The organism is Actinoallomurus bryophytorum (assembly GCF_006716425.1).
In the GTDB taxonomy this organism is placed as follows: Bacteria; Actinomycetota; Actinomycetes; order Streptosporangiales; family Streptosporangiaceae; genus Actinoallomurus; species Actinoallomurus bryophytorum.
The window spans coordinates 4,534,821-4,559,433 of record NZ_VFOZ01000001.1 but is presented as its reverse complement, the minus strand read 5'-3'; the positions used below and the strand labels follow the sequence as shown (position 1 = coordinate 4,559,433).

The window sequence follows — 24,613 nt, the reverse complement described above, 5'->3', positions numbered from 1 at the left end:
GTCTGCGGGCGAGGAATACGGGGCCTTCGGAGGAACGGATCGGAAGGCGGGCCCTGCACAGCGTGGGGCGTCCGCACGAAGCGCTGGAGATCGACCTGCGCGGTGACGGCCGCGCGGAGATCTCGGCCGGACACCCGGCGCGACTGTTCGTGCGCGGCGGGAGCGTGTGCCTGGCCACGACGGGTCGTGACGGCGGAGACCCCCACGTACTGGCCGATCACGACGACGGCTGGTACGACACCGGAGACCTGGCCGTTCCCGACGGGCGCGGCGGGATCAGGCTCGTCGGCCGGACGGCCGACCGGAGCTGCTCCGCCGCTGGCTTCGCGGCGAGACCGAGCTGCCCTCACAGAGTGCGAAGTAGCGCGGTCCGGGTCGACGGTGCCGTGCCCGATGCGAAACGCCGTGCTCAGCCGTGGGAGCACCACTGGTGACACGTCGGCGACGGCGTCCAGGGCCGGTGGCTCATGGTCGGCCGCCAGTGCGGTGACCGCCGGTGCCGGCCGGGTCTGTTCAGGTGGGTGGGCGTCCCCAGCAGCGTCTGCTGCGGGCGGGGCGGCACGTGCCATTCGCCGAGTTCGGTGGCGTAGCCGGCGTTCAGGGCGTACTGCACGCCGACGATCTTGGCGGTTCTGGGCACGGCGAAGACGATGTAGCCGGACTTGACCTGGCCGCGCAGCAGGCTCACGACGCGGGAGAAGCCCGGGCCCGCCGACACCGTCGCCACGGTCGGGTCATAGGCGTGACCGGCGGTGTCGATGACCTTCGCGCCGAAGGTGGGGCTGTCGTGGTACGGCGTGATCCCGACGTTCTTGAACACGAACCGCACTGCCGCGAACCGCTCCCCCTTGCGAGGGTTCTCGAACGCGCCCTGGCCGACGGCGGTGGAGACGACGTCCTTGACCTTGACGGCGAGCTTGAGGGTGCCCGCCCCGTTCGCGTCGTCCACGCCGGTGAGGATGATCGCGGTACCGACGTTCGCCTGGTGGACACGGAGCGGGGTGCTGGTGGGTTCCGGGTTCTTGGCCGTCTGGGCGGCCGTTCCGCAACCGGTGAGCAGCGCCATCAATCCGGCGGCGAGAACCAGCCTCCGCACGTCGCGGTCCCCCATCGACTCAGAATCGAGTGATCAGGATAGGGGTGACGGGTGGCCGGGGACAGCGATATGGCCACGCCCGGCCTGCCCGGGTTCGGCCGATCCCCGGGGCGCTCTGTCAGCCCGTCGCGGCCAGGCGGCGTACGGCTAGCTCGGCCAGCAGGGCGGCGCCGTCGGCCAGCACCGCGTCGTCGAAGACCGCGTTCGCCGCGTGGTTGAACGGCGCGCTGCGCGGGTCGCCGCCGGGCGGGCACGCGCCCAGGAAGGCGTACGCCCCCGGCACCTCGTTCAGGAGGAAGGAGAAGTCCTCCGCCGTGGTCATCGGGTTCGGTATCCAGGCGAAGCGTTCGGTGCCGTAGAGGTCGCCGACGGTGCCGGCGGTGAACTCCGCCTCCGCCGCGGTGTTCACTGTCGCCGGATAGCCGACCTCGTGTTCGACGGCCGCGGTGAGGCCGTGCCCCGCCGCGATGCCGTTCACCAGCTCCCGCAGTCCCTCGTTGACCCGTGTGCGGGCCTCGGCCGAGAAGGACCGAATCGTGACGCCGAGCAGCGCCTCGTCCGGGATGATGTTGGACACCGTGCCGGCGTTGAAGCTGCCCACCGTGAGCACGACCGGGTCGAAGACGTCGAAGGCACGCGTCACGAAGGTCTGCAGCGCGGTCACCATCTCGGCGGCGGCCGGGATCGGGTCCTTGGCGAGGTACGGCTGGGATCCGTGACCGCCCGCGCCGCGCACCGTCACCTTCAGCTGGTCGGCGCCGCCCATGATGGTGCCGCGCCGGGACAGGAAGGTGCCGCCCGGCATGAGCCCCGAGGCCACGTGCAGTGCGTACGCGGCGACGGGCCGCTCGCCGGCGGCGTCGAGCACGCCCTCTTCGATCATGAGCCGCGCGCCGGCGAATCCCTCTTCGCCCGGCTGGAACATGAAGATGACGCTGCCCGCGAAGTCCGCCCCGCACAGCAGTCGCGCCGCGCCCGCGAGCATCGCGGTGTGCAGGTCGTGGCCGCACGCGTGCATCCGGCCCTCGATCTCCGACGCGTACGGAAGGCCGGACTTCTCGGTGAGCGGCAGTGCGTCCATGTCGCCGCGCAGCAGGACGACCGGGCCCGGGGACGACCCGCGCAGCACCGCGGTCACGGAGGACAGCGCCGTGCCGGTGCCGATCTCCAGTGGCAGCCCGTCTAATGCGGCGAGCACCTTCTCCTGGGTACGCGGGAGTTCGAGTCCCAGCTCGGGTTCGCGGTGCAGGTCACGGCGGAGCCGTACGAGGTCGTCCTGGAGGTCGCCGGCAGCAGCACGCAAAGTGGACATGCCACGTCACACTACGCGGCGCTCCCATGCGGGGATCTCACGCTTCATCCGGAAGTCCACGACGCCGCCGAGGTCCTCGCGGTTCAGCGTGGTCCGCAGCCGGACCATCGCGTCGTCGCGGATCCGCCACGCGAGCTCGCCGAGGTCGACCTCGGCGTCGCACATCACCCGTACGCGTACCGAGGGGCGGCGGGCGCTACCGGAGAGCCGGGTCCGTACCCGGCGCACTCCCGGATAAGACGTGACGTCCGCCGAGATCGCACGGGTCGCGACGCGGGCGGCCATCCGGGTCGCCCCGGCGCGCGCGTCGCCCATGGCGAGCCGCCGCAGCGTACGGGACCGCCACTGCGCTGCCAGCCAGCCGGTGCCCAGCACCGCGACGGTGAGGGCGCAGGCCGCCACCGCCGGCCAGAACCACGGGTTTTCAGCCATCTTCTGTGACATCGCCCCGGTGACCACGGGACGGTCGGGCCCGAACGCACCGAGGCCGCCGGCCAGCGTCGTACCCCCGGCCACCAGTAGCACCAGGCCGGTCAGGGCCAGCCAGACGCGGTTCCACATCGTTCTTCCCTTCAGCTCTTACGGCAGGCGACGCGCACGGCGACCTGGGGAACCCGTACGGGATCCAGGTCCTCCAGCCGGTCGCGTACGGCGTCGGCGACCAGCTCTCCGAGGTTTCCCGCGTTGTGGAAATCGGTGACGGCGCGGATCTCCACCCGCGGCCGCAGCCGTCCACGGAGCCGCACGGTCGCGGTGTGGACGCCCGCCACCGCCAGGGCGGTGCAGTGCAGGTCCGCCCGCAGTGACGACCGGCCGAGCCCCGTGATGAACCTCGGGTCGTCGCCGGCCAGCGGCGCCGTTCCGGTACGCCCGGGCAGCACCGCGGCCAGGACGAGCGACAGGCCGGCGAGCAGCAGCCCGCCGCCGGCGGCCATCAGCTCCGGATCGCTCCAGGTGAGCGTGTGCAGGAACCGCACGGTGATCTCGGGATGGAGGACCGGATGGCCGAGCCGGGCCGAGATGACCTGCGCGGCGACGATCGCGCCGGCGACCGTCAGCAGCGAGGCGGCCAGGCTCGCCGGCAGCACCCGGCGTGGCCGGAAGGCACGCACTGCCGCACGGCAGCCGTCGGAGCGGTCCTGGACCTCACCTGTCGCAACGAGTCGATCACGCACCGTGGTATTAGACCATGTCCGGCCGGGTGAGGCCGCCGTCGGCAGGTCAGCGGAGCACCACGGTCCGGTCGGCGTTGATCAGTACGCGGTGCTCGGCGTGCCAGCGGACCGCGCGGGCCAGCGCGAGGCACTCCATGTCGCGGCCCACCGCCATCAGCTCGGCCGGCCCGTGCGTGTGGTCGACGCGCGCGACCTCCTGCTCGATGATCGGTCCCTCGTCCAGGTGCGGGGTCACGTAGTGCGCGGTGGCGCCGATGAGCTTGACGCCGCGTTCGTGTGCCTGGTGGTACGGCTTGGCGCCCTTGAAGCTCGGCAGGAACGAGTGGTGGATGTTGATGATCCGGCCCGGGAGCTTGCCGCACAGGTCGTCCGAGAGGATCTGCATGTAGCGGGCGAGCACGACGAGATCCGCCTGGTAGTGCTCGACCAGCGCGAGGATCTCGGCCTCCTGCGCCGGACGGCTCTGCCCGCTGACCGGCAGGTGGTGGTAGTCGATGCCGTACGACTGGGTCAGCGGCCGCATGTCGGGGTGGTTCGAGGCGACCGCCACGACCTCGATGCCGAGCAGGCCCGAGCGCTGGCGGTAGAGCAGGTCGTTCAGGCAGTGGCCGTACTTGGAGACCAGGATCAGCACGCGGGAGCGTACGGCGAGATCGTGAAGGTGCCAGTCCAGCGCGAACTCCGGTCCGAGGACGGTGAACGCCTCGGTCAGGGCGTCGCCCAGGCCCTCCGGCGCGTCGAACTGCGTCCGCATGAAGAACCGCCCGGTGCCGCGGTCGCCGAACTGCTGGCTCTCCACGATGTTGCAGTCACGCTCGGCCAGCACCCCGGAGACCGCCGCCACGATGCCCGGACGGTCGGGGCACGACAGCGTCAGTACGTACTCCGTCATGACACGAGCCTACGGGGGACTTACCGGACCTGTGACCATCCCATGACGTTCGGTACTGCTCCGCAGGCCACGGGAGTTCCCTCCGCCGCGTGCCAGCAACGGGCAAAGGACTGGCGACAGGCGGCTCGGGCGGGCGGTGCGTCCCCCGGGCACCGTCCATACTTCACCGGGCCGACGAGAGCATTTAACTCGCCCGGCGCGGGGGCGACTCGGCCGGCGGGCATCATCGCCCGCGCCATGTCGCGTACTCACGGCTGGGAGACGATCGTTGCTGAAACGCATCGCCGCCGTACTGGCACTCATCGGCGCGGGCCTGAGCTGCGCCTCCTGTCCTCCGGCCTCGGCGTCGCCTCCGCCTGGACACGCCGTGCTCATCGGGGTACCCGGGCTCGAGTGGAGCGACGTGAGCCCGTCGGCCACGCCGAACCTGTGGCGCCTCGCGCAGGGCGCCGCGGCCGGGCTGCTGTCGGTACGCGCGGTCGGCCGCCTGACCTGCCCGGCGGACGGCTGGGTGACGATCTCGGCGGGCGCGCGGTCGGCCGCCGGTCCGTACTGCGACAGGCCGGTCAGCGTGACGCCGGACGGCGAGGGCGCCGTGGTCGGTGAGGTCGCCGAGATCCGCCGGATGAACAAGGGGTTCGGGCCGGTGGGCCTGCTGGGCGACGCCGTGCACCGCTCGGGCGGCTGCACGTCCGCCGTGGGCGCCGGGGCGGCCCTGGCCGCCGCCGACACCTCCGGACGTGTCGACCTGTACGCACCCTCGGCCGCCGCCTTCTCCGGCTGGGCGCGATGCCCGGTCACGGTCGTCGACGCCGGCCAGGTGGGCCGCTCCGCGCGTAGGGAGGCCGCGCGCCGGGCGGACGCGGTGGTCGGGTCGGTGCTCGCCCGTGTCCCGGCCGGGAGCGACGTCGTGGTGGCGGGCGTCTCCGACCACGGCCGCACCCCGCACCTGCGGCTCGTCCTGGCGACCGGGCCGGGGACCGCCGGGCGGTATCTGGGCTCGGACTCCACGCGGCGCGCGAACATGGTGATCCTCCCGGATCTGACCGCGACCCTGCTGACCTCGGCGGGGATACCGGCGCCCGCGCAGCTGATCGGCACGCCGCTGCTGCCGGACGCCGTACGGCCGGCGCTGCTCGCCTCCGTCGCGGACCTGTCCTCCCAGGACGTCGCGGCGCAGACCCAGCGGCGGCTGCTGCCGCGGTTCTTCGCCGGGTTCGTGATCAGCCAGATCCTCCTGTACGCGGCCGCCGCGCTGGCGCTGCGGCTGCGGTGGTCCCCGCGCCGTCGCCGCCGGATCCTGGCCGCCACCCGCGTCACCGCCCTGGTCGCCGCCGCGGCCCCGGTCTCGACGTACCTGGTCAACGTCATGCCGTGGTGGCACCGGTCGCACCCGCTCCCGTGGCTGGTGGCGGGCATCACGGCGTGCGACCTGCTGGTGGTCGCCCTCGCGGTGAGCGGGCCGTGGCGGCGCACCATCCTGGGGCCGGGCACGGCCATCGCGTCGGTGACCGCCGCCGTGCTGGGCATCGACCTGCTGACCGGCAGCGACCTTCAGCTGAACAGCCTCATGGGCTACTCGCCGCTCGTCGGCGGGCGCTACTACGGGATGGGGAACATCGCGTTCGCGGTCCTGGCCACCTCGACGCTGCTGGCCGCGGCGGGAGTGGCGCAGTGGATCTCGCCCCGCTGGGGTCGCCGGCCGGCGGTGGCGGCGGTGCTCGTCATGACCATCACCGCGGCGCTGCTGGACAGCTGGACGGCGTGGGGAAGCGACTTCGGCGGCCTGATCGCCTTCGTACCGGGTCTCGCGACGACCGCCCTGCTGGTCGCCGGCCGCCGCGTGTCGTTCCTCCGCCTGCAACTGCTGCGCGCGACCGGGATGGCGATCGTCCTCGGCGTCGCGTACATCGACCACCTGCGCCCGCCGGCCGAGCAGACCCACATGGGCCGGTTCTTCGACCAGCTCGTGGAGGGCGACTCCCTGCCGTGGCTGGAACGCAAGTTCACCGCGATGATGCACACGTTCGGCAACCTGACGCTCATGCCGGTGGTGGTGGCCGGGTTCCTGTTCGTCCTCCTGGTGTTGCACCGGCCCGGCCGCGCGGGCGCCGCCGGGCTGGTCCTCGCGTACGAACGCGCGCCGATGCTGCGCGCCGGGCTCTCCGGGGCGTTCGTCACGGCGCTGGTCGGCGGGGCGGTGAACGACTCCGGCGTCGCGGTCCCGGCACTGGCGCTGGCCGTGGCGGTGCCGCTGGCTCTGGCCGCCGCGATCTTCGCCCTGCAGGCCGCCGACGAGCCCGAGCCGCAGGGCGCCGGCGCCCTGGAGTCCACCGCCCGTCCGGCCCCCGCCCTGCCGATGCGCCCCGCCGAAGGCTGAGTCCCTCATCCGAGGTCAGGAGCCGGGGCCTCCTGTTACGTGAACACTTTTCATATTCGATGGATTTGTGGCACGCTGCGGGGATGACGTTGCGGGAGCGATACGACCTGGCGACGGCTCAGCTGGAGCCGCCGTTCGCCATCGTCGACCTGGAGGCGTTCCGCGCCAATGCCGCCGACCTGGTGCGCCGGGCGCGAGGAAAGCCGATCCGGGTCGCCAGCAAGTCGGTTCGATGCCGTGCGCTGCTCGAAGAGGTCCTCGCGATGGAGGGCTTCGGCGGCGTCATGGCGTTCACGCTGCCCGAGGCGCTCTGGCTCGCCTCCGAGGGGCTCAGCGACGACATCCTGGTCGGCTACCCCACCGTCGACCGCACCGCGCTGGGCGAGCTCGCCCGCGACGAGCGGGCCGTCGCGACGGTCACGGTCATGGTCGACTCCATCGCCCACCTCGACCTCATCGAGAGCTGCGCCAAGGGCTCGGACCTCGACCGGCCCGTACGTGTCTGCATCGACATCGACGCCGCGTGGCGTACCGCCGGCGGCCGGGTACGCATCGGCGTGCTCCGCTCCCCCGTGCGTACCGCCGACGAGGCCGCCGCGCTCGCCCACGAGATCGGCCGGCGGCCCGGACTGCGGCTGGTCGGGCTGATGGCGTACGAGTCGCAGATCGCCGGAGTCGGCGACAACCCGCCGGGCAAGCCGCTGTTCTCGCGCGCCGTCCGTTTCGTCCAGGCCCAGTCGCGCGTCGAGCTGGCCCGCCGCCGCGCCGCGATCGTCAAGGCGGTCCGTGCCGAGGCCGACCTGGAGTTCGTCAACGGCGGAGGCACCGGCAGCGTGGAGAAGACCGCGGCCGAGGTCGCGGTGACGGAGGTGGCGGCGGGATCGGGCCTGTACCAGTCCGTCCTGTTCGACCACTACACCAACTTCTCCGGCCGCCCGGCCGCCCTGTTCGCCCTCCCCGTCGTACGCCGGCCGGCCCCGGGCGTGGTCACCGTGCTGGGCGGGGGCTACCTCGCCTCCGGGATCGGCGACCGCAGCCGCATGCCGCAGCCGTTCCTGCCGCCCGGCCTGCGGTTCGACCCCAAAGAGGGCGCGGGCGAGGTACAGACGCCGCTGATCGGCAGCGCCGCCGACAAGCTCGAGATCGGCGACCGCGTCTACTTCCGGCACGCCAAGGCCGGCGAACTCTGCGAGCGCTTCGCCCACCTCCACCTGATCGAGGGCGACCGCGTCGCCGGCACCGTCCCCACCTACCGCGGCGAGGCCAAGACCTTCCTCTGACCGGCGGCCTGTACCGAAGAGGCCGGGAACCCCGCCCGATCGGTCAATGCCCGCGGGGCTCCGAGCCGACGGCCGCTGGGCGGCTTGCCATGGCGCGTATGGTCATAGCTCAGTCCGGAATCCGGCCCGGTGGGGAGACACCATGGGTCATGCCGAAAATGGGGTCGCTCCGCCCGGCCGCGCACCCGAGCCACTGCTGCGTGACCCCTGCGCCGAACGCGGTGCGGCCGGTCATCTGCTGCATCCCGGCAACGGCGGCCTCGACGTCTTCCTCGCCGGCACCGTCTTCATGGACATGATCTTCACCGGGCTGCCCGGCCTGCCACCGCCCGGAACCGAGCTGGTCACCGATGGTCTCGGGTCGGCGCCCGGCGGGATCGCCAACATCGCGGTCGCCATGAGCCGGCTCGGGCTCAACGTCGGCCTGGCCGCCGCCTTCGGGGACGACATGTTCGGGTCCTACCTCTGGCGCACCCTGTCCGAGCAAGAGGGCGTGGGCCTGGACCACTCACGCAGGCTGCCCGGCTGGCCCACGCCCGTCACGGTGTCGCTCGCCTATGACTCCGACCGCAGCATGGTGACCTACCACCGGCCCATGCCGGCGCTCCCGGAGGAGTTCATCGGCAGGCCGCCCGCGGCGCGCACCTGCTTCCTCGACCTCGACCGGCCCATCCCGACCTGGGCGGAGTCGATGCGCCGTGACGGCTCGACCGTGGTGGCCGACGTCGGCTGGGACCCCACCGAGACCTGGTCCACCGACGTCCTCGACCGGCTCGGCCTGGTCGACGTCTTCCTCCCCAACTCCATCGAGGCCATGGCGTACACCCGTACGTCCACGCCGGAGCTCGCCCTGGACGCGCTGGCCGAGCGCGTACCCGTCGTCGTGGTCAAGCGCGGCGCCCAGGGTGCCATCGCGGTCGACGCGATCACCGGCGAGCGCGCCGCGGCCCCAGCGCTGCCGATCGAGGCACTCGATCCCACCGGCGCCGGAGACGTCTTCGGCGCCGCCTTCGTCTACGGCACCCTCGCCGACTGGCCCTTGCTGGAGCGGCTCCGCTTCGCCAACCTGTGCGCCGGCCTGTCCGTCCGCCACCACAGCGGGTCCCTCGGCTCGCCCTGCTGGGGTGACATCGCCGCCTTCGGCGAGGCCGGTGAGCTGCCCGAAGAGATCCTCCGCGAGTACGCCTTCATCGTCCCCTACATCCCCGAGGCCGCGCCGGAGTCGGTCGCCCGCGCCGAGCCGACCGTACGCGGAGCCTGGTAAAACCCGCCCGCACCACTGGACCGCTCCGTAACGAACGCGGACACTGCCATGAGGATCTTGAATAGCGCGCGCCCCCATGGCAAAGGAGCCCGTTATGCGGAAACCGATCATGGTCCTCGCCGCGGCGCTGGTCGCCGTGTCCGCCTGTGCCCCCGGTTCGGGCAACGCCAGACCGACGCAAAAACCCCCGAGCGCGGTCAGCACCGACATCGCGAAGGCCGGACCGGTGACACTGACCGTCTGGGACCAGGAGGTCCTCGGCGGCCAGAACGAGCAGATGCAAAAGCTCAACGCGGCCTTCCACGCCGAGTACCCGAACGTCACGATCAAGCGCGTCTCGCGGTCGTTCAGCGACCTGGAGAAGACGCTGCGGCTCGCCCTGTCCGGCGACAACCCGCCCGACGTGGTCGAGGCCAACCAGGGTTACGGCATCATGGCCGCGCTGGTCAAGGCCGGTGCGCTCGCCTCCCTCGACGGCTACGACAAGGTGTACGGCTTCCGCAAACGCTTCCCCGCCGGGGTCTCCCAGCTCAACAGCGTCACACCGGACGGCAAGACGATCGGCTCCGGCAGCCTGTACGGCGTCTCGATGACCGGTGAGGCCGTCGGCATCTACTACAACACCGACAAGCTGGCCAAGCTCGGCGTACCGGCACCGGCGTCGTGGGTGCGGTTCGAGCAGGACCTGGCGCTGGCCAAGAGCAAGGGCGAGACCCCGATCTACTTCGCCAACCTGGAGAAGTTCCCGGCGATCCATGAGTTCGGCGTGCTCCTCGGCCAGACGGCCGACAAGGGCGCGCTGCGGAACCTGGTGTTCGGCCGGGGCGGCGCCTGGACCGACGCGCCCGTGGTGGCGGCCGCGAGCGAACTCGCCGGCTGGGCCAAGAACGGCTACTTCCCCAAGACCGCCAACGCCGGCAGGTACAACGACTCACCGGCCGCCTTCGCCAAGGGCGACGGAGTGTTCCTCATCGGCGGCCCGTGGTTCGCCGCGGACCTGGAGAAGAAGATGGGGGCCAAGGTCCGCTTCATGCTGCCGCCGCCGGCGAACGTGGGCCAGGGGCAGCCCTCCACGCTCGGCGGGCCGGGGCTGCCGCTCGCGATCACGTCCAAGTCCCGGCATCCGGACGTCGCCGCGGCGTACCTCGACTTCATGACCACGCCGCAGGCCATGGACGTCGTCACCCAGACGGGCGGGCTGGCCGCGGCCAAGCCGGCGAGCGCCGAGCCCGCCACCCCGGTGGGGCGCGACGTGTTCGGCGCGTACCGGGTCGCCAGCGACGACGACATCCTCGTCCCGTACCTGGACTACTCCACGACGACCTTCCTCGACACCCTCGGCGCCGCGCTGCAGGAGATCATCGCCGGCCGCAAGACGCCGCAGGAGGGCATGCGGGACGCCCAGCGCGACTACGCCGCCTTCCTGGCCAAGAAGTGAGCGTGCGTCACCCGGGCGAACCACGGCGCATCGGCTACCTGTACGTCCTGCCGGCGTTCGTGGTCTACGCGGCGTTCCTGCTCTGGCCGCTGCTGCACGGCGCGTACCTGTCCCTGTTCCGCTGGGACGGCCTCACGGTCGGCACCTGGGCGGGTCTCGGGAACTACCGGCAGGCGATCAGCGACCCGCAGCTGCGCGGGTCCTTCTGGCACGCCGTGGTGCTGCTGTTCTTCTACGCGATCCTGCCCTGCTGCATCGCGTTCGTACTGGTGTCGGCGATGTCGCGCTCACGGCCGCGCGGCATGACGTTCTTCCGTACGGTCCTGTTCCTGCCGCAGGTCGTGGCGATGGTGGCGGTCGCGGTGGCCTGGCAGTGGATCTACTCCGACCACGGCCCGATCAACGGCACGCTGCGGTTCGCCGGCCTGGGAGGCCTCACGCGCGGCTGGCTCGGCGACTTCACGTGGGCGCTGCCGTCCGTCGGGCTCATCGGCACGTGGGTGGAGATCGGGCTGGCCATGGTGCTGTTCCTGGCCGGCGTGCAGAAGATCCCACGGGAGCTGTACGAGGCCGCGCGCGTCGACGGCGCCGGGGCCGTGCGTGAGTTCTTCGCCGTGACACTGCCGGGACTGCGGCGCGAACTCGCCATCGCGCTGACGCTGACCACGGTCGCCGCGCTGCGCAACTTCGACCTGATCTACCTGACGACGGGCGGCGGGCCGGGCAACGCGACCAAGGTGCCCGCGTACGAGGTCTACAACCGCACCTTCAACACCGGAGAGGTGGGGCTGGCCTGCGCGATCGGCATCACGATCGCGATCATCGTCTTCGTGGTCACGGCCGTCATCAACCGCGTCGTCGAGGGCCGCCCATGACCTCCCGTACCGAGCGCCTCACGACGTACGCCGTGCTGGGCCTGTTCGCGGTGATCGCCGTCTTCCCCCTGCTCGCCGTCGCCGAGCAGGCGATCGGCCTGTCGCACCCGACCTTCGGAGCGTTCACCGAGGCATGGCGGCGCGGTCACTTCGCCAGGTATCTGACCAACAGCCTCATCGTCGTCACCGTCGTCGTGGTGGTCGCGTCGGTGCTGTCGATCCTGGCCGGGTACGCCCTGGGCACCATGGAGTTCCGCGGCGCGACCACGCTGTTCTACGTGTTCCTCGCGGGGCTCATGGTGCCCACCGAGGCGATCGTGATCCCGCTCTACTTCGACCTGCGCTCGGTCGGCCTGGACAACACCCTGCCGGGCCTGATGCTGCCGCAGATCGCCCAGTCGGTCTCGTTCGGCGTCTTCTGGATGCGCGCCTACTTCCGGTCGGCGCCACGTTCGCTGGTCGAGGCCTCGCGCATCGACGGGGCGTCGAGCTGGACCACGCTGCGCCGGGTGCTGGTGCCGGTCGGCCGTCCCGCGATCCTCACCATGATCGTGCTGATCGCCATGTGGACCTGGAACGAGTTCCTGCTCGCCCTCGTGATCATCAACGCGAACGAGGACCGCCGTACGGCACCGCTCGGCCTGTCCGTCTTCCAAGGCCAGCACCAGACCGAGTATCCGTTGCTGATGGCCGGCGCGCTGATCGTCGCCACACCGGTCGTCCTGGTCTATGTGTTCCTCCAGAGGCACTTCATCGCCGGGATGCTTTCGGGGGCTATCAAGGAATAAGGGGAAAACGTACGCTCAATCGGTCGAGCCTTGATCGCCTGGAGGAGTTGAGGTCGATGCGCGGCGGACTCGTATCGCCGATGGTGCTCGCCGCCGGCATGGTCCTCTCTCTCCTTCCCGCCGCAGCGCCGCCGTCCTCGGCCCGGCACCCGCAGTCGCCGCAGGCCGGGCCGGGCAGGATCGCGCCGATCAAGAGCGCGTACGACCAGCCGGCGCACGGCCGGCCGGGCTCTCTCCCAGAGACGGCCACCGCGGACGCGGCCGCGCGGCGCACGCACGCGCCGGACGCCCGCGGTCCCCGGCCGACGGGCCTGGACGTCCTGTTCGTCGGCGCCCATCCCGACGACGAGTCGAGCGACCTGTCCACGTTCGGCCAGTGGAACGAGCAGCGTCACATCCGGACCGGCGTGCTGACCATCACCCGCGGCGAGGGCGGCGGCAACGCGGTCGGCACGGAGGAGGGGCCAGCTCTGGGCCTGCTCCGGGAGGCCGAGGAGCGTAAGGCCGTCGCCGCCGCTGGCATCACCGACATCGACTATCTCGACAAGGCGGACTTCTATTACACCGTCAGCGACCAGCTCACCCGCGACGTGTGGGACCACGACTCCACGCTCGCCAAGGTGGTCCGTCTCGTACGGGAGACACGGCCGAAGGTCATCACGACCATGACGCCGTCCCCGATTCCGAGCCAGCACGGCAACCACCAGGAGGCGGGCCGCCTCGCGGTCGAGGCGTACTACCTGGCCGCCGACCCGAAGGCCTTCCCCGAGCAGCTCGGCAAGGAGCACCTGCGCACCTGGCGCGCCGCCCGCCTGCTCCACCAGGAACACCTCGTGAAGAGCGGCACCGGACCGGCGTGCGAGTCGACGTTCACCCCCACGGACGCCAGTGCCGACGTGTACGGCGTCTGGGCCGGACGTGCCTCGCGCCAGGGGAAGACCTGGGCGCAGATCGAGGCCGAGGCGAGCCGCTTCTACGCCAGCCAGGGCTGGGCGAACAACCCGGACGCTCCCGGCGACCCGAACAAGATCGGCTGTGACTACCTCACCCAGGTGGACAGCCGCGTGCCGTTCACGCGCGGGAACCACGACCCGGCCGCGGCGCTCGAGGGCGCGGTCTACCCGGCCGCCGGTGGCCTGCCGCTCGGCACCGAGTTCTACCTGACCACGAGCGGCTTCGACATGGCCGCCGCCGAGCCCTTCACCGTCACGGCGCACGCTCCCGCGGGCCACGTCGGGCTGAGCCTGCCCTCCGGCTGGAAGGCCACCGGTTCCGGCGACGTACGGCACGGCACCGCGAAGTTCACGGTCACCCCGGCCGCGACCGCCGGCCGGGCACGCATCGGCGCGACCGTGACCACCCGGCACGGCAGCGGGACGACCGGCCGCGCCGTCGAGGTGGAGAACCCCGTCACCGGCGTGCAGCAGCCACTGCCGCGGGTGTCCGACTTCGACGCGTGGGCCCGTTCGGAGGGGGTCCAGCAGCTCTCCGGCCGGGTCAAGCGGGTGCTCACCCTCGCGTCCGGCGGCTCACGTACGGTGCGGGTGGATCTCACCGACACCACGGACCAGGCCCACCAGGGCACCGTGTCGCTGAACCTGCCGAAGGGGTTCACCGCCGACGCCGCGAGCAAGCCGTACGACCTGGCCGCCGGGCAGACCGGCTCGGTGACCTTCACCGTGCGCGACACCGACACGTCGCTGCCGACCTCCAACCAGGGCGGCACCGCCGGCGACTACGACTACACGATCAGCACGACGACGCAGGGTGCGGCCACGGACGTCTCGAACGCCGCGCTGGAGCTCGTACCGCGGACCGCGATCCCGCAGGCCGTCAGGGCCCCGGCCGTGGACGGCCTCGACTCCTCCGGTGAGTACCCCGGACCGCCGCTGGACCTGTCGCGGCTGTGGGAGGGCACGCCGTGCGCGTCGGCCGCCGACTGTTCGGCCACCGGCAAGGTGACCTGGTACGACGACGCCCTCTACGTGCTCGTCCAGGTCACGGACGGCAAGCAGGGAAGCGCGCTGGACCCGGCCGACTGCAAGCGGCACTGGCGCACGGACTCGGTGGAGATCGGGCTCGACCCGCGCGGTGACGCCGAGAACACCTCGACGACGTTCAAGACCGGCATCCTCCCGTTCACCGCGGGCGGCGGCCCGTGCTTCGAACGCGACGCCGACAACCACCAGGGCCCGGGTGCGGAGACGGCGCCGGGCATGGAGGTCGCCTCGTCGGTGCCGTCGCCGTACGCGGGCTACACGGTCGAGACGAAGATCCCGCTCGCCGACCTGCCCGCCGCCGTGGACCCGTCACGGCTCGCGATGGACATCTTCGTCTACGACTCCGACACCACCGACAGGACCGGCCAGACCCGCATCGGCTGGTCGACCTGGGGCGGCGTACAGGGCGACCCGTACCGCTGGGGCCTGGCCACCCTGCCCGGCTACACCCCGCCGCCCGGCCGGCCCACCACCGCGCCTCCACCGGTGATGCCGAAGACCGCCGCGCTGTCGGTGAACTCCCCGCAGTCGATCATCCAGGCCGCGGCGACACACGTCCCGCTCGCCGCCGGACCGGCGGCGCCCGCGTCCGACACCGTACGGATCGCCGGCCGGCCGACGGTCAAGGACGGGTCGGTGACCTTCCGGCTCCGTGCCACCGGCCCCGGGGTCGCGTACGCCTATGTCTGGGACGGGGAGATCCTCGGCCGGCGGACCGTCGACCTCGGCGCCGGGACGCACACCGTCACCGTCCCCGGTACGAGCGGCACTCTGGCCGTGGCGTTCGCCGCCGGGAAGGGCGGCACCACGAGCATCGCCGCCGGTCTCGGCTGAGGGCTGGGGCACCGGTGTCGATAGGCCCGGGTTGGTTCAGGACTGTTCGAGGACGAAGATGGCGCGCGTGTCCGGTGTCAGGGCACGGAACACGTGTGGAAGGTCCCCGGGGTAGCTGACGTAGTCGCCCGGCCCCAGGGCGATCGGGCCGTCAGGTGGCCCGGCCTCCGCGCGGCCGTCCGTGACGATCACGTGTTCGAGGGTGCCGGGCAAGTGGGGTTCGGAGAGGCGCGCGCGGCCAGGGCGGGCGGTGATGCGGTAAATGTCGGCGCGGGTGCGGGGGGCGCATGCCGCGAGCAGTGTCGCCGTGTAGTCGGCGTCCTCGGCGCGGGTGGTGAAGCCCTCTCCGGCGCGCACGATGCGGACGGTCGGGGTCGGCGGGGCGACCAGATGGCTGAACGGCACGCCGAGCGCGACGCTGAGCGCCCACACGGTTTCGACGCCAGGGTTTCCCGAACCGGCCTCTAGCTGGGACAGTGTCGCCTTGCTCAGGCCGGCCTGGCGTGCGAGCTCGCTCAGCGAAACGCCGATGCGCATCCGCTCACGTCGTACCGCGTGGGCGATGGCTTCCACCGGTGACGTCATGCGCGAATCCCCCCTCTTGCGAGTCGGCCGGCCCACTGATTGTTCGGTAAACTGAACATTCAGACGAAATAATAAACAGATGGAGTCTTGTGAGCGACCTTAACGGGGCGCACGCCCTGGTACGAACCCTGGTGGCCAGCGGCGTCGAGGTCTGCTTCGGCAACCCGGGTACGTCCGAGATGCACTTCGTCGCGGCCCTCGACACGCTCCCGGCGATGCGCGGCGTTCTCTGCCTGCACGAGGGGGTCGCCACCGGCGCCGCCGACGGGTACGGACGGATGGCCGGCCGCCCGGCCGCAGCCCTCCTGCACCTCGGCCCAGGCCTGGCGAACGGCATCGCCAACCTGCACAACGCCCGACGCGCGCACTCCCCGGTCCTCGCCATCGTCGGTGATCATGCCACCGATCACCAGCAGCTCGACTCTCCTCTGCAGTCCGACATCGACGCGCTCGCCCGGTCGGTCTCCTCCTGGGTACGCCGTTCCGGCTCGGCCGACGACCTCGGCCCTGACGCCGCCGCGGCCGTCGCGGCGACGATGGGCGTCTCCCGCGATGCCCCGGACCTGGATGCCGGGGACCTGGACGCCCCGGACCGCACGGGAACCTCCGGCTCGGTAGCGACGCTGATCGTGCCCGCGGACGCCTCCTGGTCGCCGGGAGCCCGGCCGGCGGACCCGGTGCCGGCCCCCGTACCCGCGGCCATCGGGGCCGACGCCTTCCGAACCGTGGCCGCGGTGTTGCGCTCGGGCGAGCCCGCGGCGCTCGTCCTGGACGGCGCGGCGCTGAGCGAGGCCGGCCTGCGTGCCGCCGACCGCATCGCCCGCGCCACCGGGACGCGCCTGTTCTGCCCGACCTGGCCCGCCCGCTGGCGCCGGGGAGCCGGCATCCCGGCGGTCGAGCCATTCGCCTACCGCGGCGAGGACGTCGTTGGTCAACTACGCGACGTGCGGCATCTGATCTTGGCCGGGGCCCGCCCCCCGGTGACGTCGTTCGGCTATCCAGGCCGGTCCGGGGCGTTGACCCCACCCGGCGCCCGCGTGCACCGGATGGGCGCCGACATCATCGCGACGCTGACCAGGCTGGCCGCGATCGTCGCCCCGGACATCGCGCCGGTGCCCGCGACGCTCGCCCGGCCGGCGATGCCCACCGGCCCGCTGACGAACCGGACCTGGGCCGAGGTGGTCGGCGCGCTGCTACCGGAGAACGCGATCGTGTGCGACGAGTCGATCACCGCAGGCATGGGCACGCTGCCCGCCGCGACCGCCGGCGCGCCCGCCCACGACCTGCTCGGCCTCACCGGGCTGGCGATCGGCCAGGGCCTGCCGCTCGCAGTCGGCGCCGCCATCGCGCGCCCGGAGCGGCCAGTGATCTGTCTGGAGGCCGACGGCAGCGCCATGTACACGCTGCCGGCACTGTGGACCCAGGCCCGCGAGCACCTCGATATCACCACGATCATCCTCAACAACCGGTCATACGCGATCCTGCGCGCGGAACTCGAACGGGTCGGTGCCGCGACGACCGGCGGCGCGTCCGCACGCATGCTCGACCTGTCGAACCCGAACCTGGACTTCGTCGCCCTCGCCACGGGAATGGGCGTTCCCGCCACCAAGGCCACGACCGCGGAGGAACTCAGCACGCACCTCGCCGCGGCCTTGGCCACACCGGGGCCACATCTGATCGAGGCCGTGCTCGGATAACGTCCACGGCCTTCTTCGCCGCCTTCGGTCCGGCTCGGTGACATCACCGTCTCGACCGGCACGGCGTCCCTCACCTTGTGACCTACGAAACCCGACCTGTCCTTGCCGACGCCACGGCAGGAACCCGTGGCATCGATGTCACGTGCGGCGTCTGCGCAGAAGGAGCCGTACGGCGACACCGGTGACGAGCAGGCCGGCGCTGATCAGCACCGGGCCGGTGAGCGGGCTCATCCGCTCCGCGGATTCGCGGCGGACCATCGCCCGGATGTCCGAGGCGACGTGGCCGGCCTCTTCCCTGGCCTTGGCCGTCCCACGCTGCGCGACGCGCTTGGGGCTCAAGCGCTCGGCAAGCAGGTCGATGCTGCGCGCGAGTTCTTCGCGCGTGCGCTCGATCTCGCGCTCTATCGCCGCGGGGTCGCGGGTCTTGTCGGCCATCACGTGTCGAACCTCCTGCGGCTCACGGGCGAACGCATTCGATCAGTGTGTCAGGAACAATCCCGCGACACCGCTTCCTGACCACTCTGTACCCGATCCCATTGCGGAGGGATCCTGACGAGTAGGGTTGGCCTAGCCTCGACGGAAAGGTGGTCCCGTGACGGAACAGCGGCTCGAACCCGGGGATGCGGCCCCGGAGTTCACCCTCCCCGACGCGGACGGCAAGCCCGTCTCGTTGTCGTCCTACCGCGGACGGCGCGTGGTCGTGTACTTCTATCCCGCCGCGATGACTCCGGGCTGCACCAAAGAGGCGGTCGGCTTCCAGGACCAGCTCAAGGCTCTCGACGCGGCCGACGTCGCCGTGCTGGGCATCTCCCCCGACGAGCCCTCGAAGCTGGCGAAGTTCCGCGAGCGCGACAGCCTGGCCTTCCCCCTGCTCTCCGACGCCGACACGAAGGTCCTTCATGCCTACGGCGCGTACGGCGAGAAGAAGCTGTACGGCAAGACCATCGTGGGTGTGATCCGTTCGACGTTCATCGTGGACGCCGACGGTAAGGTCGAAAAGGCCTTCTACAACGTGAAGGCGACGGGCCACGTCGAACGCGTCCTGCGGGAGCTCGGCATCTGATTCGCCCGTACGAGGGGCCGTAGTCCAATCAGGCAGGAGACACGCGACTTAGGATCGCGCCAGTGTGGGTTCGAATCCCACCGGCCCCACTGTGCCTGCCCGGGGGGCGACCCCCGGAGTCCCCCGACGCGGGAGCCCGCCCCCCGAGGTCGGGGGACGGACGCATCCGGCCAGGCACCGAGGAAGGTGCGTCATGCGCGGTCCGGCTCTTTCGGCAGTTCGACGCGGACGCCACCGCCCTTTTCCCTCCGAGCGGGAACTGGTGATGGATGCGCGCCGCAATCTCGCCTATTGGCTCTTCCTCGCGGACGATTCGGCCGCCGGCCTCCCGTACCTCGAGTCTGTCGTCTCCGATCACGAACAGCTGCTCGGAGCCGGCGACCATCGCACCCTCGCCGCCCGCACCGCTCTTGCCCACGCGTTGGGACGGAGCGGACAGGTCGGCGAGGCACTCCTCCTCACCCAGCAGGTGTCGGCGGCCTGTGCCGATCACCTCCCGAACACGCATGAGATCGCGCTCAACAGCCGGTTCGAGACGGCCATGTGGTCCGCGGTGGCGGGCATGCTCGAGAACGCGTCCGCCGAGTTCGAAGCCCTTCGCGATGACGCGGTTCACGCGTACGGCCCCGGCCACCTGCTTGTGCGAGCCTGCGACCGGCAACTCCGGACGGCCGGTACGGCCACCACCTCCTGGCCCCGGCCGGTCCGTTGGTGAACCGGATGTGGCGCGCTCGCGTGATGTCGCCTTCGCCGGCGGGGCATCAGGCCCTCTGGTGCAGGCATCATCGACGGTATGGCAGCGATAGAGGTGGTCCTCGGCGACATCACCCGCGAACAGACCGATGCCGTCGTCACCGCGGCGAACGAGTCGCTGATGGGTGGTGGCGGGGTGGACGGCGCGATCCATCGCGCGGCCGGTCCGCGGCTGGCCGAAGCGGGAGCGGCGATCGGCCCCTGCCCTCCGGGTGACGCTCGGGCGACACCGGCGTTCGACCTCGGTCCCCCGGTCCGGCATGTGATCCACACCGTCGGCCCCCGCTGGGAGGGCGGCGCACACGGCGAGGCCGATGTCCTGGCCTCCTGCTATCGCCGCTGCCTCCGGCTCGCCGACGAGCTGGGCGTGCGCAGCATCGCGTTTCCCGCCATCGCGACCGGCGTGCATGGGTTCCCGGCCGAGGAGGCGGCTCGGGTCGCGGTTTCGGCCATCGCGTCCGCATCGACCTCCGTACGGCAGGTCAGGCTCATCGCCTTTGACGAGACGACCCGTGACCTGCTGGCGGCCGAGCTCGCTCGATCCACGTCACGTGCCGCCGACTCCACGCTGCTGGCACAGCTGGACACCACGGCCGAGGGGGCCGATGCCTGGGGCCGGCTGGTGGCCGTCGCCGGCGAGTTCGCCGCCCTGCCGCAGGCCGATGGCGACTTTCACTGGACGCCGACGACAGAACGGCCGGACGGCGTCATCACCGTCGGCTATCCGGTCTACGGCGAACGGGTCCAGCGCGCCCGCCGCGCGCTCGTCGACGTGGGCGCGGTCACCCCGGCCTACCCCTGGATGGATCAATATCCCCTAACCGTGCCCGACGATGGCGTGCTGCCTCCGGCCGATGCCATCCGCATCGCCACCGCGACGGTACGCGGCGAGCGTTTCTGCGACGGGACGATCGGCCAGGCGCTGGAGCAGGGCACATTGCAGGCCGTCCTCACCTCGCTGTCCACCTGGTACCGCACCCGGGCAACCGGTGGGTGAGTCCGCGACGCGGGGCACTCCCGCCCGGCTACGTCCCGGGCTCCGGGGTCTGGAGGCCATCCCAGGACCAGTGAGGGACGGGCAGGCCACTCGCGACGCGGGATCCGCGAGGTGAGTAGGACATCACCTCGTCCACGGCCCATTCCATGTACGCCCGCAGGGCGGCCCTGAGGTCGGCGTCGCCCGGCATGCCCGCGTCATCGATCGCCTGGACGAAGCAGGTGACGAAGCGTTGCCCCAGGTCGGTCTCCGCCCCTTGGGCGGCGTGGATCCCGAGCATCGCCGAATGGCCGCCGCACGAACGGGAGTACAGGTCAGGACCACCGAACACCTCGGCCCAGTAGCTCGCCAGCCTCTGCACATGCTGGGGATGACCCGGGTGGGAGAACGGATGGCTCAGCACCGGATCCCGCAAGCAGCGTTCGTGGTGGGCGGTCGCGAGGGCGAGGAACGCGGGCGTTCCGCCCGCGAACGCGAAGATCGATGGTCGCGCCATCGTCTGAGAGTACGCCCGGCTCAGCCGGCGCCGGACGGGCGGCTCCGCGGGTGCCCGAGCCGCAGCACGATCACCAGGGCGGCCGCCGACAGGGCCGCGACCACGCACGTGAAGGCGACGGCGGCGTTGCGCAACCCCAGCGGTGTGACGGCGAGGCCGACCAGGATGACGGGCAGCGAGACTCCCACGTACGCCACGACGAAGAGGCTGGCGACCGTCTGAGTGCGTTCGGAGGCGGGGCTCGCCGCGGTGATCGCCGCGACGCTCGCGCGGAAGCTGAGGCTCTGGCCGACCCCGACGGTGACCGTGCCGAGGACGAGAAGGGCCAGCGAGCCCTCCAGGAGCGCGGCGGCGATGGCGGCCAGACCGGCGATCAGGATCACGCAGCCGATCGGCAGCGCGAGGCGTACCGGCACCCGGGCCAGGCCGATCTGGGCGAAGGCCGATGAGGCGAACATGGCGAAGACGACCATGCCGGCCAGTGCACGGCCCGGGAGGTGAAGGACGGTCGCCAGGATGCCCGGCTCAATCGCCGCCACCAGGCCGAAGACGGCGAACGAGGCGAAGACCGCGATGGCCGCGGGTACGAACGCGGCACGCGCGGACACAGCGACCCCGGGCCGCTGAGGGCGCGGCAAGGCGGTACGCCGGCTGGACACCGTCTCCGGTGCGAGCATCACGGCGAACATCGCCACCGCCACGAGCACCAGGTCCACGACGAAGGGCAGCTCCAGCGGCCGGGACGCGTACTGGGCGAGCAGTCCGGCCAGCAGCGGCCCGCAGCTCAGCCCGAACATGTTGACCGCCGCCGCCAGCAACGCCGCGCCGGCGCAGCGCCGCGGCGGAAGGAGTTCGACCAGGGTCACCGTCGCGGTCGCCGCGACCAGTCCGGCGGAGAGCCCCGACAGCAACCGGGCGGCCAGGAGTACGGGAAGGCCCCCCACGAACAGGAAGCCCGCCGCGCTGAGCCCCGAGAGCGTCAGGCCGGCCAGCAGCATCGGGCGGCGGCCCAGCAGGTCCGAGGCGCGGCCGAAGAGCAGGAGCGCGGCGATCACGCCGGCCGCGTACACCGCGAAGATGACCGTCGTCAGCATGTCGCCGAAGCCCAGACGCTGCTGGTAGAGCGGGTACAGCGGCGTGGGCAGGGTGGTGCCGAGCATGACGACGCAGAAGGCGAACGCCACGCAGGTCACCCCGATCGCCGACCGTACGTTCCATGGGAGCGCCGGTCGCCACGCCGTCACCGAAGACCCTCCCCCCGAGGCGCCGCACGCGGCGAGTGCGGCCTGGGGCCCCCGCCCCGGCCCCACGTTACCGTCCGCCCCGGCGGTGACCTCGGGGTAGTCTCACGCGCGTCAGGGGAAGGAGGCCCGGCCGTGAGTCACATCCGCAACAGACGGCGCGAGGTCGCGCTGTGAGCGCCGAGCCCCTGGAAGACCTGCTGCGCCGCCTGACGCCACAGGTGCTCGGCGCGCTCATGCGCCGGTACGGTGCCCTCGACGCCTGTGAGGACGCCGTGCAGGAGGCGCTGCTCGCCGCCGCCACCCAGTGGCCCGAAGAGGGCGTCCCGGACAATCCGCACGGCTGGCTCGTCACCGTCGCCACCCGGAGGCTGGTCGACTGGATCCGCAGCGACAGCGCCCGGCGCCGCCGCGAGGACACCGACCTGCTGGCCACGCCGCCGTCCCTGCGAGTCGCGCCCCCGGCCGACCAGCCGGGCAGCGGCGATGACTCCCTCACGCTGCTGTTCCTGTGCTGCCATCCGGCGCTCTCGCCACCCTCACAGATCGCGCTGACCCTGCGGGCGGTGGGCGGGCTGACCACGGCCGAGATCGCCCGTGGGTTCCTCGTACCCGAGGCGACCATGGCGCAGCGCATCAGCCGCGCCAAACAGAGCATCCGCAAGGCCGGCGCGACGTTCACGATGCCGCCGCCCGGCGAGCGCGCGGAGCGCCTGCGCGCGGTGCTGCACGCGCTGTACCTCATGCTCAACGAGGGGCACACCACCACCGCCGGGCCCTGGCTCCAGCGCCACGACCTGACCCGTGACGCTTTGCGGCTGACCCGCCTGCTGCGGCGGCTCCTGCCCGAGGACGGCGAGGTGGCCGGGCTGCTGGCGCTCATCCTGCTCACGGAGGCGCGCCGCGACGCGCGTACCCGCCCGGACGGCTCCCTGGTCCCGCTGGCGGAACAGGACCGCGGCCGCTGGAAGCAGGAACTCATCGCCGAGGGCGTCGCCATCGTCACCGAAACGCTGCCGGAAGGCGGCACTCTCGGCCCGTACCAGATCCAGGCGGCGATCGCCGCGATCCACGATGAGGCCGCGAGCGCCGAGGACACCGACTGGCCGCAGATCCTCGCGCTCTACCGGGTTCTGGAGACCCTCGCGCCGGGCCCGATGGTCACGCTCAACCGGGTCGTCGCGCTCGCCATGGTGCACGGCCCGAAGGCCGGGCTCGAGGCCCTCGACCCGCTCGAGACCGACGAACGCATGGCACGCCACCACCGGCTCCACGCCGTACGCGCCCACCTGCTCGAGATGGCCGACCGGCCGGACGACGCACGTGAGAGCTACCGCACCGCCGCGCGGTACGCGACGAGCACCCCCGAGAAGCGTTACCTCGAGGGCCGTGCCGGTGACCTCGCCGATCGTTCCGATGGAAATGTCCGACCCGGCGCCTAGTGTTGCAGTCGGTGCGTGGCCGCGCCGGGGAGCATGGTCGCCATCTTGACCAATCGGCGAGGGGACCGGCCCGTGACCACGACCGACACGGACACCAGGTCGCGCCGTGCCGCGCTCGGCGGCTTTCTGAAGGCCCGCCGGGGGCGGCTGTCGCCCGAGGACGTCGGCCTTCCTCCGGGGCCGCGCCGCCGCACTCCCGGGCTGCGCCGCGAGGAGGTGGCGCTGCTGGCCGGCGTCGGGATCACCTGGTACACCTGGCTCGAGCAGGGACGCCCGATCAACGCGAGCGGCCAGGTGCTCGACGCCGTCGCCCGTACGCTGCGGCTCGACCGCGCCGAGCGCGAGCACCTCTACCGGCTCGCCGAGGCGACTCCGGTCCGCACCTGGGCCGACTCCACCGCCGTGCCCGAGGTGCTGCGTGACATCCTGCACGGTCTGGACCCGCTGCCCGTCGCGCTGGTCAACAGCCGCTTCGACGTCATCGAGTCCAACGAGGGGCACCTGGCCCTGTTCGCCGAGTGGCACAGCCTGCCCTGCGTGCACAAAAACCTCCTGTGGTGCTGCGTCACCGAGCCGCGTGCGCGCGAGCGTTTTCTCAACTACGACCAGGAGGTCTCCCATCTCGTCGCGCGGCTCCGCTCGGGGTACGGCCGGCATGTGGGCGATCCGTCGTGGGAGGAGGACATCCGCCGCCTGCTCGAGCTCAGCCCGGAGTTCGCCGAGCTCTGGGCCCGGCACGAGGTGGCGGAGCCGACGGACCGTACGCTCCGGTTCCGGCATCCCGTCGCCGGGGAGCTGACCTTCACCGCGACCGAGCTGACCAGCCCGGTCGCTGCCGGGCTGCGCTTCCGGATCTACACGCCGCAGGATGAGCCGACCCGTGAGCGGCTTCCGCTCACCCGACCGGCTCCGTAGCGAACGCCTCGTCTTCGCGCATCGGGCCTCCTCGTCCGGAAATTTTGGGAGTAGACTCCTATTTACGAGTTAACTTCTAAACGGAAGTTG

At 71.8% G+C, this 24,613-nt stretch carries 23 protein-coding genes and 1 tRNA gene; 15 read left to right on the top strand and 9 right to left on the bottom strand.

Features of this window, described 5'->3' with window-relative positions; all coding sequences use genetic code 11:
* The first annotated feature begins 62 nt into the window (after window positions 1–62).
* Window positions 63–434, top strand: coding sequence for a hypothetical protein (locus FB559_RS21595; RefSeq protein WP_221640117.1), 372 nt, complete (start codon window positions 63–65; stop codon window positions 432–434).
* Here the strand turns inward: FB559_RS21595 and FB559_RS21590 are convergent.
* The 5 genes from FB559_RS21590 to purU all read right to left on the bottom strand — a co-directional run bounded on the left by FB559_RS21590 (window position 410) and on the right by purU (window position 4,475).
* Window positions 410–1,111 carry a DUF4352 domain-containing protein gene (locus tag FB559_RS21590; RefSeq protein ID WP_141957319.1) on the bottom strand — a complete coding sequence of 234 codons (702 nt, stop codon included), beginning with the start codon at window positions 1,109–1,111 and terminating at the stop codon, window positions 410–412. The genes FB559_RS21595 and FB559_RS21590 overlap by 25 nt on opposite strands.
* Before the next feature lie 103 nt (window positions 1,112–1,214).
* Window positions 1,215–2,408 (bottom strand): M20 metallopeptidase family protein, encoded by a 1,194-nt coding sequence (locus tag FB559_RS21585; RefSeq protein WP_141957318.1) that lies wholly within the window; start codon window positions 2,406–2,408, stop codon window positions 1,215–1,217.
* A 6-nt stretch (window positions 2,409–2,414) separates the two neighbouring features.
* A complete protein-coding gene (locus tag FB559_RS21580; RefSeq protein WP_141957317.1) occupies window positions 2,415–2,969 on the bottom strand; it encodes an Asp23/Gls24 family envelope stress response protein in 555 nt (184 codons plus the stop codon).
* Window positions 2,970–2,980: 11 nt separating this feature from the next.
* Entirely contained in the window at window positions 2,981–3,583 is a 603-nt protein-coding gene (locus FB559_RS21575; RefSeq protein ID WP_141957316.1) for a DUF6286 domain-containing protein, read from the bottom strand.
* 46 nt (window positions 3,584–3,629) lie between these two features.
* Window positions 3,630–4,475: a formyltetrahydrofolate deformylase gene (gene purU, locus FB559_RS21570; protein WP_141957315.1), complete on the bottom strand. Its 846-nt coding sequence runs from the start codon at window positions 4,473–4,475 to the stop codon at window positions 3,630–3,632.
* Between the two features lie 268 nt (window positions 4,476–4,743).
* On the opposite strand from purU, the gene FB559_RS21565 reads away from it, so the two are divergent.
* The 7 genes from FB559_RS21565 (at window position 4,744) to FB559_RS21535 (ending at window position 15,334) form a co-directional block, all read left to right on the top strand.
* Window positions 4,744–6,855: a hypothetical protein gene (locus tag FB559_RS21565; RefSeq protein ID WP_141957314.1), complete on the top strand. Its 2,112-nt coding sequence runs from the start codon at window positions 4,744–4,746 to the stop codon at window positions 6,853–6,855.
* Window positions 6,856–6,938: 83 nt separating this feature from the next.
* Window positions 6,939–8,135, top strand: coding sequence for an amino acid deaminase/aldolase (locus FB559_RS21560; RefSeq protein WP_141957313.1), 1,197 nt, complete (start codon window positions 6,939–6,941; stop codon window positions 8,133–8,135).
* A 142-nt stretch (window positions 8,136–8,277) separates the two neighbouring features.
* Window positions 8,278–9,399, top strand: a complete 1,122-nt coding sequence (locus tag FB559_RS21555) for a carbohydrate kinase family protein (protein WP_141957312.1) — start codon at window positions 8,278–8,280, stop codon at window positions 9,397–9,399.
* A gap of 94 nt (window positions 9,400–9,493) precedes the next feature.
* Window positions 9,494–10,837: an ABC transporter substrate-binding protein gene (locus FB559_RS21550; RefSeq protein ID WP_246121866.1), complete on the top strand. Its 1,344-nt coding sequence runs from the start codon at window positions 9,494–9,496 to the stop codon at window positions 10,835–10,837.
* 2 nt (window positions 10,838–10,839) lie between these two features.
* Entirely contained in the window at window positions 10,840–11,712 is an 873-nt protein-coding gene (locus FB559_RS21545) for a carbohydrate ABC transporter permease (RefSeq protein WP_246121864.1), read from the top strand.
* Window positions 11,709–12,500, top strand: coding sequence for a carbohydrate ABC transporter permease (locus FB559_RS21540; RefSeq protein WP_141957309.1), 792 nt, complete (start codon window positions 11,709–11,711; stop codon window positions 12,498–12,500). Before FB559_RS21545 ends, FB559_RS21540 begins: the two co-directional genes overlap by 4 nt.
* A 56-nt stretch (window positions 12,501–12,556) precedes the next feature.
* Window positions 12,557–15,334: a sugar-binding protein gene (locus FB559_RS21535; RefSeq protein ID WP_141957308.1), complete on the top strand. Its 2,778-nt coding sequence runs from the start codon at window positions 12,557–12,559 to the stop codon at window positions 15,332–15,334.
* Window positions 15,335–15,370: 36 nt separating this feature from the next.
* Here FB559_RS21535 and FB559_RS21530 read toward each other — a convergent pair whose 3' ends face one another.
* Window positions 15,371–15,919, bottom strand: a complete 549-nt coding sequence (locus FB559_RS21530; protein ID WP_141957307.1) for a helix-turn-helix domain-containing protein — start codon at window positions 15,917–15,919, stop codon at window positions 15,371–15,373.
* A gap of 89 nt (window positions 15,920–16,008) precedes the next feature.
* Here FB559_RS21530 and FB559_RS21525 point away from each other — a divergent pair, with 89 nt between their 5' ends.
* Entirely contained in the window at window positions 16,009–17,616 is a 1,608-nt protein-coding gene (locus tag FB559_RS21525) for an acetolactate synthase large subunit (RefSeq protein ID WP_141957306.1), read from the top strand.
* Window positions 17,617–17,754: 138 nt separating this feature from the next.
* On the opposite strand, the gene FB559_RS21520 is transcribed toward FB559_RS21525, so the two are convergent.
* Window positions 17,755–18,051, bottom strand: coding sequence for a DUF3618 domain-containing protein (locus FB559_RS21520; protein WP_141957305.1), 297 nt, complete (start codon window positions 18,049–18,051; stop codon window positions 17,755–17,757).
* A 157-nt stretch (window positions 18,052–18,208) separates the two neighbouring features.
* Here FB559_RS21520 and bcp point away from each other — a divergent pair, with 157 nt between their 5' ends.
* The 4 genes from bcp to FB559_RS46465 all read left to right on the top strand — a co-directional run bounded on the left by bcp (window position 18,209) and on the right by FB559_RS46465 (window position 20,429).
* Entirely contained in the window at window positions 18,209–18,679 is a 471-nt protein-coding gene (gene bcp, locus FB559_RS21515) for a thioredoxin-dependent thiol peroxidase (protein ID WP_141957304.1), read from the top strand.
* Between the two features lie 13 nt (window positions 18,680–18,692).
* Window positions 18,693–18,768, top strand: a tRNA-Leu gene (locus FB559_RS21510).
* A gap of 104 nt (window positions 18,769–18,872) precedes the next feature.
* On the top strand, window positions 18,873–19,394 hold the full coding sequence (locus FB559_RS21505) for a hypothetical protein (RefSeq protein WP_141957303.1): 522 nt from the start codon (window positions 18,873–18,875) through the stop codon (window positions 19,392–19,394).
* 78 nt (window positions 19,395–19,472) lie between these two features.
* On the top strand, window positions 19,473–20,429 hold the full coding sequence (locus FB559_RS46465) for a macro domain-containing protein (protein WP_141957302.1): 957 nt from the start codon (window positions 19,473–19,475) through the stop codon (window positions 20,427–20,429).
* Window positions 20,430–20,457: 28 nt separating this feature from the next.
* Here the strand turns inward: FB559_RS46465 and FB559_RS21495 are convergent, their stop codons facing one another.
* Both FB559_RS21495 and FB559_RS21490 read right to left on the bottom strand, forming a co-directional pair.
* Window positions 20,458–20,925 carry a group II truncated hemoglobin gene (locus tag FB559_RS21495; protein ID WP_141957301.1) on the bottom strand — a complete coding sequence of 156 codons (468 nt, stop codon included), beginning with the start codon at window positions 20,923–20,925 and terminating at the stop codon, window positions 20,458–20,460.
* Between the two features lie 20 nt (window positions 20,926–20,945).
* Window positions 20,946–22,169 carry an MFS transporter gene (locus tag FB559_RS21490; RefSeq protein WP_246121862.1) on the bottom strand — a complete coding sequence of 408 codons (1,224 nt, stop codon included), beginning with the start codon at window positions 22,167–22,169 and terminating at the stop codon, window positions 20,946–20,948.
* Between the two features lie 170 nt (window positions 22,170–22,339).
* Between FB559_RS21490 and FB559_RS21485 the strand changes: the two genes are divergently transcribed.
* Window positions 22,340–23,608 (top strand): RNA polymerase sigma factor, encoded by a 1,269-nt coding sequence (locus FB559_RS21485; protein WP_141957300.1) that lies wholly within the window; start codon window positions 22,340–22,342, stop codon window positions 23,606–23,608.
* Window positions 23,609–23,680: 72 nt separating this feature from the next.
* Window positions 23,681–24,523 (top strand): helix-turn-helix transcriptional regulator, encoded by an 843-nt coding sequence (locus FB559_RS21480; protein WP_141957299.1) that lies wholly within the window; start codon window positions 23,681–23,683, stop codon window positions 24,521–24,523.
* Window positions 24,524–24,613 lie beyond the last annotated feature (90 nt).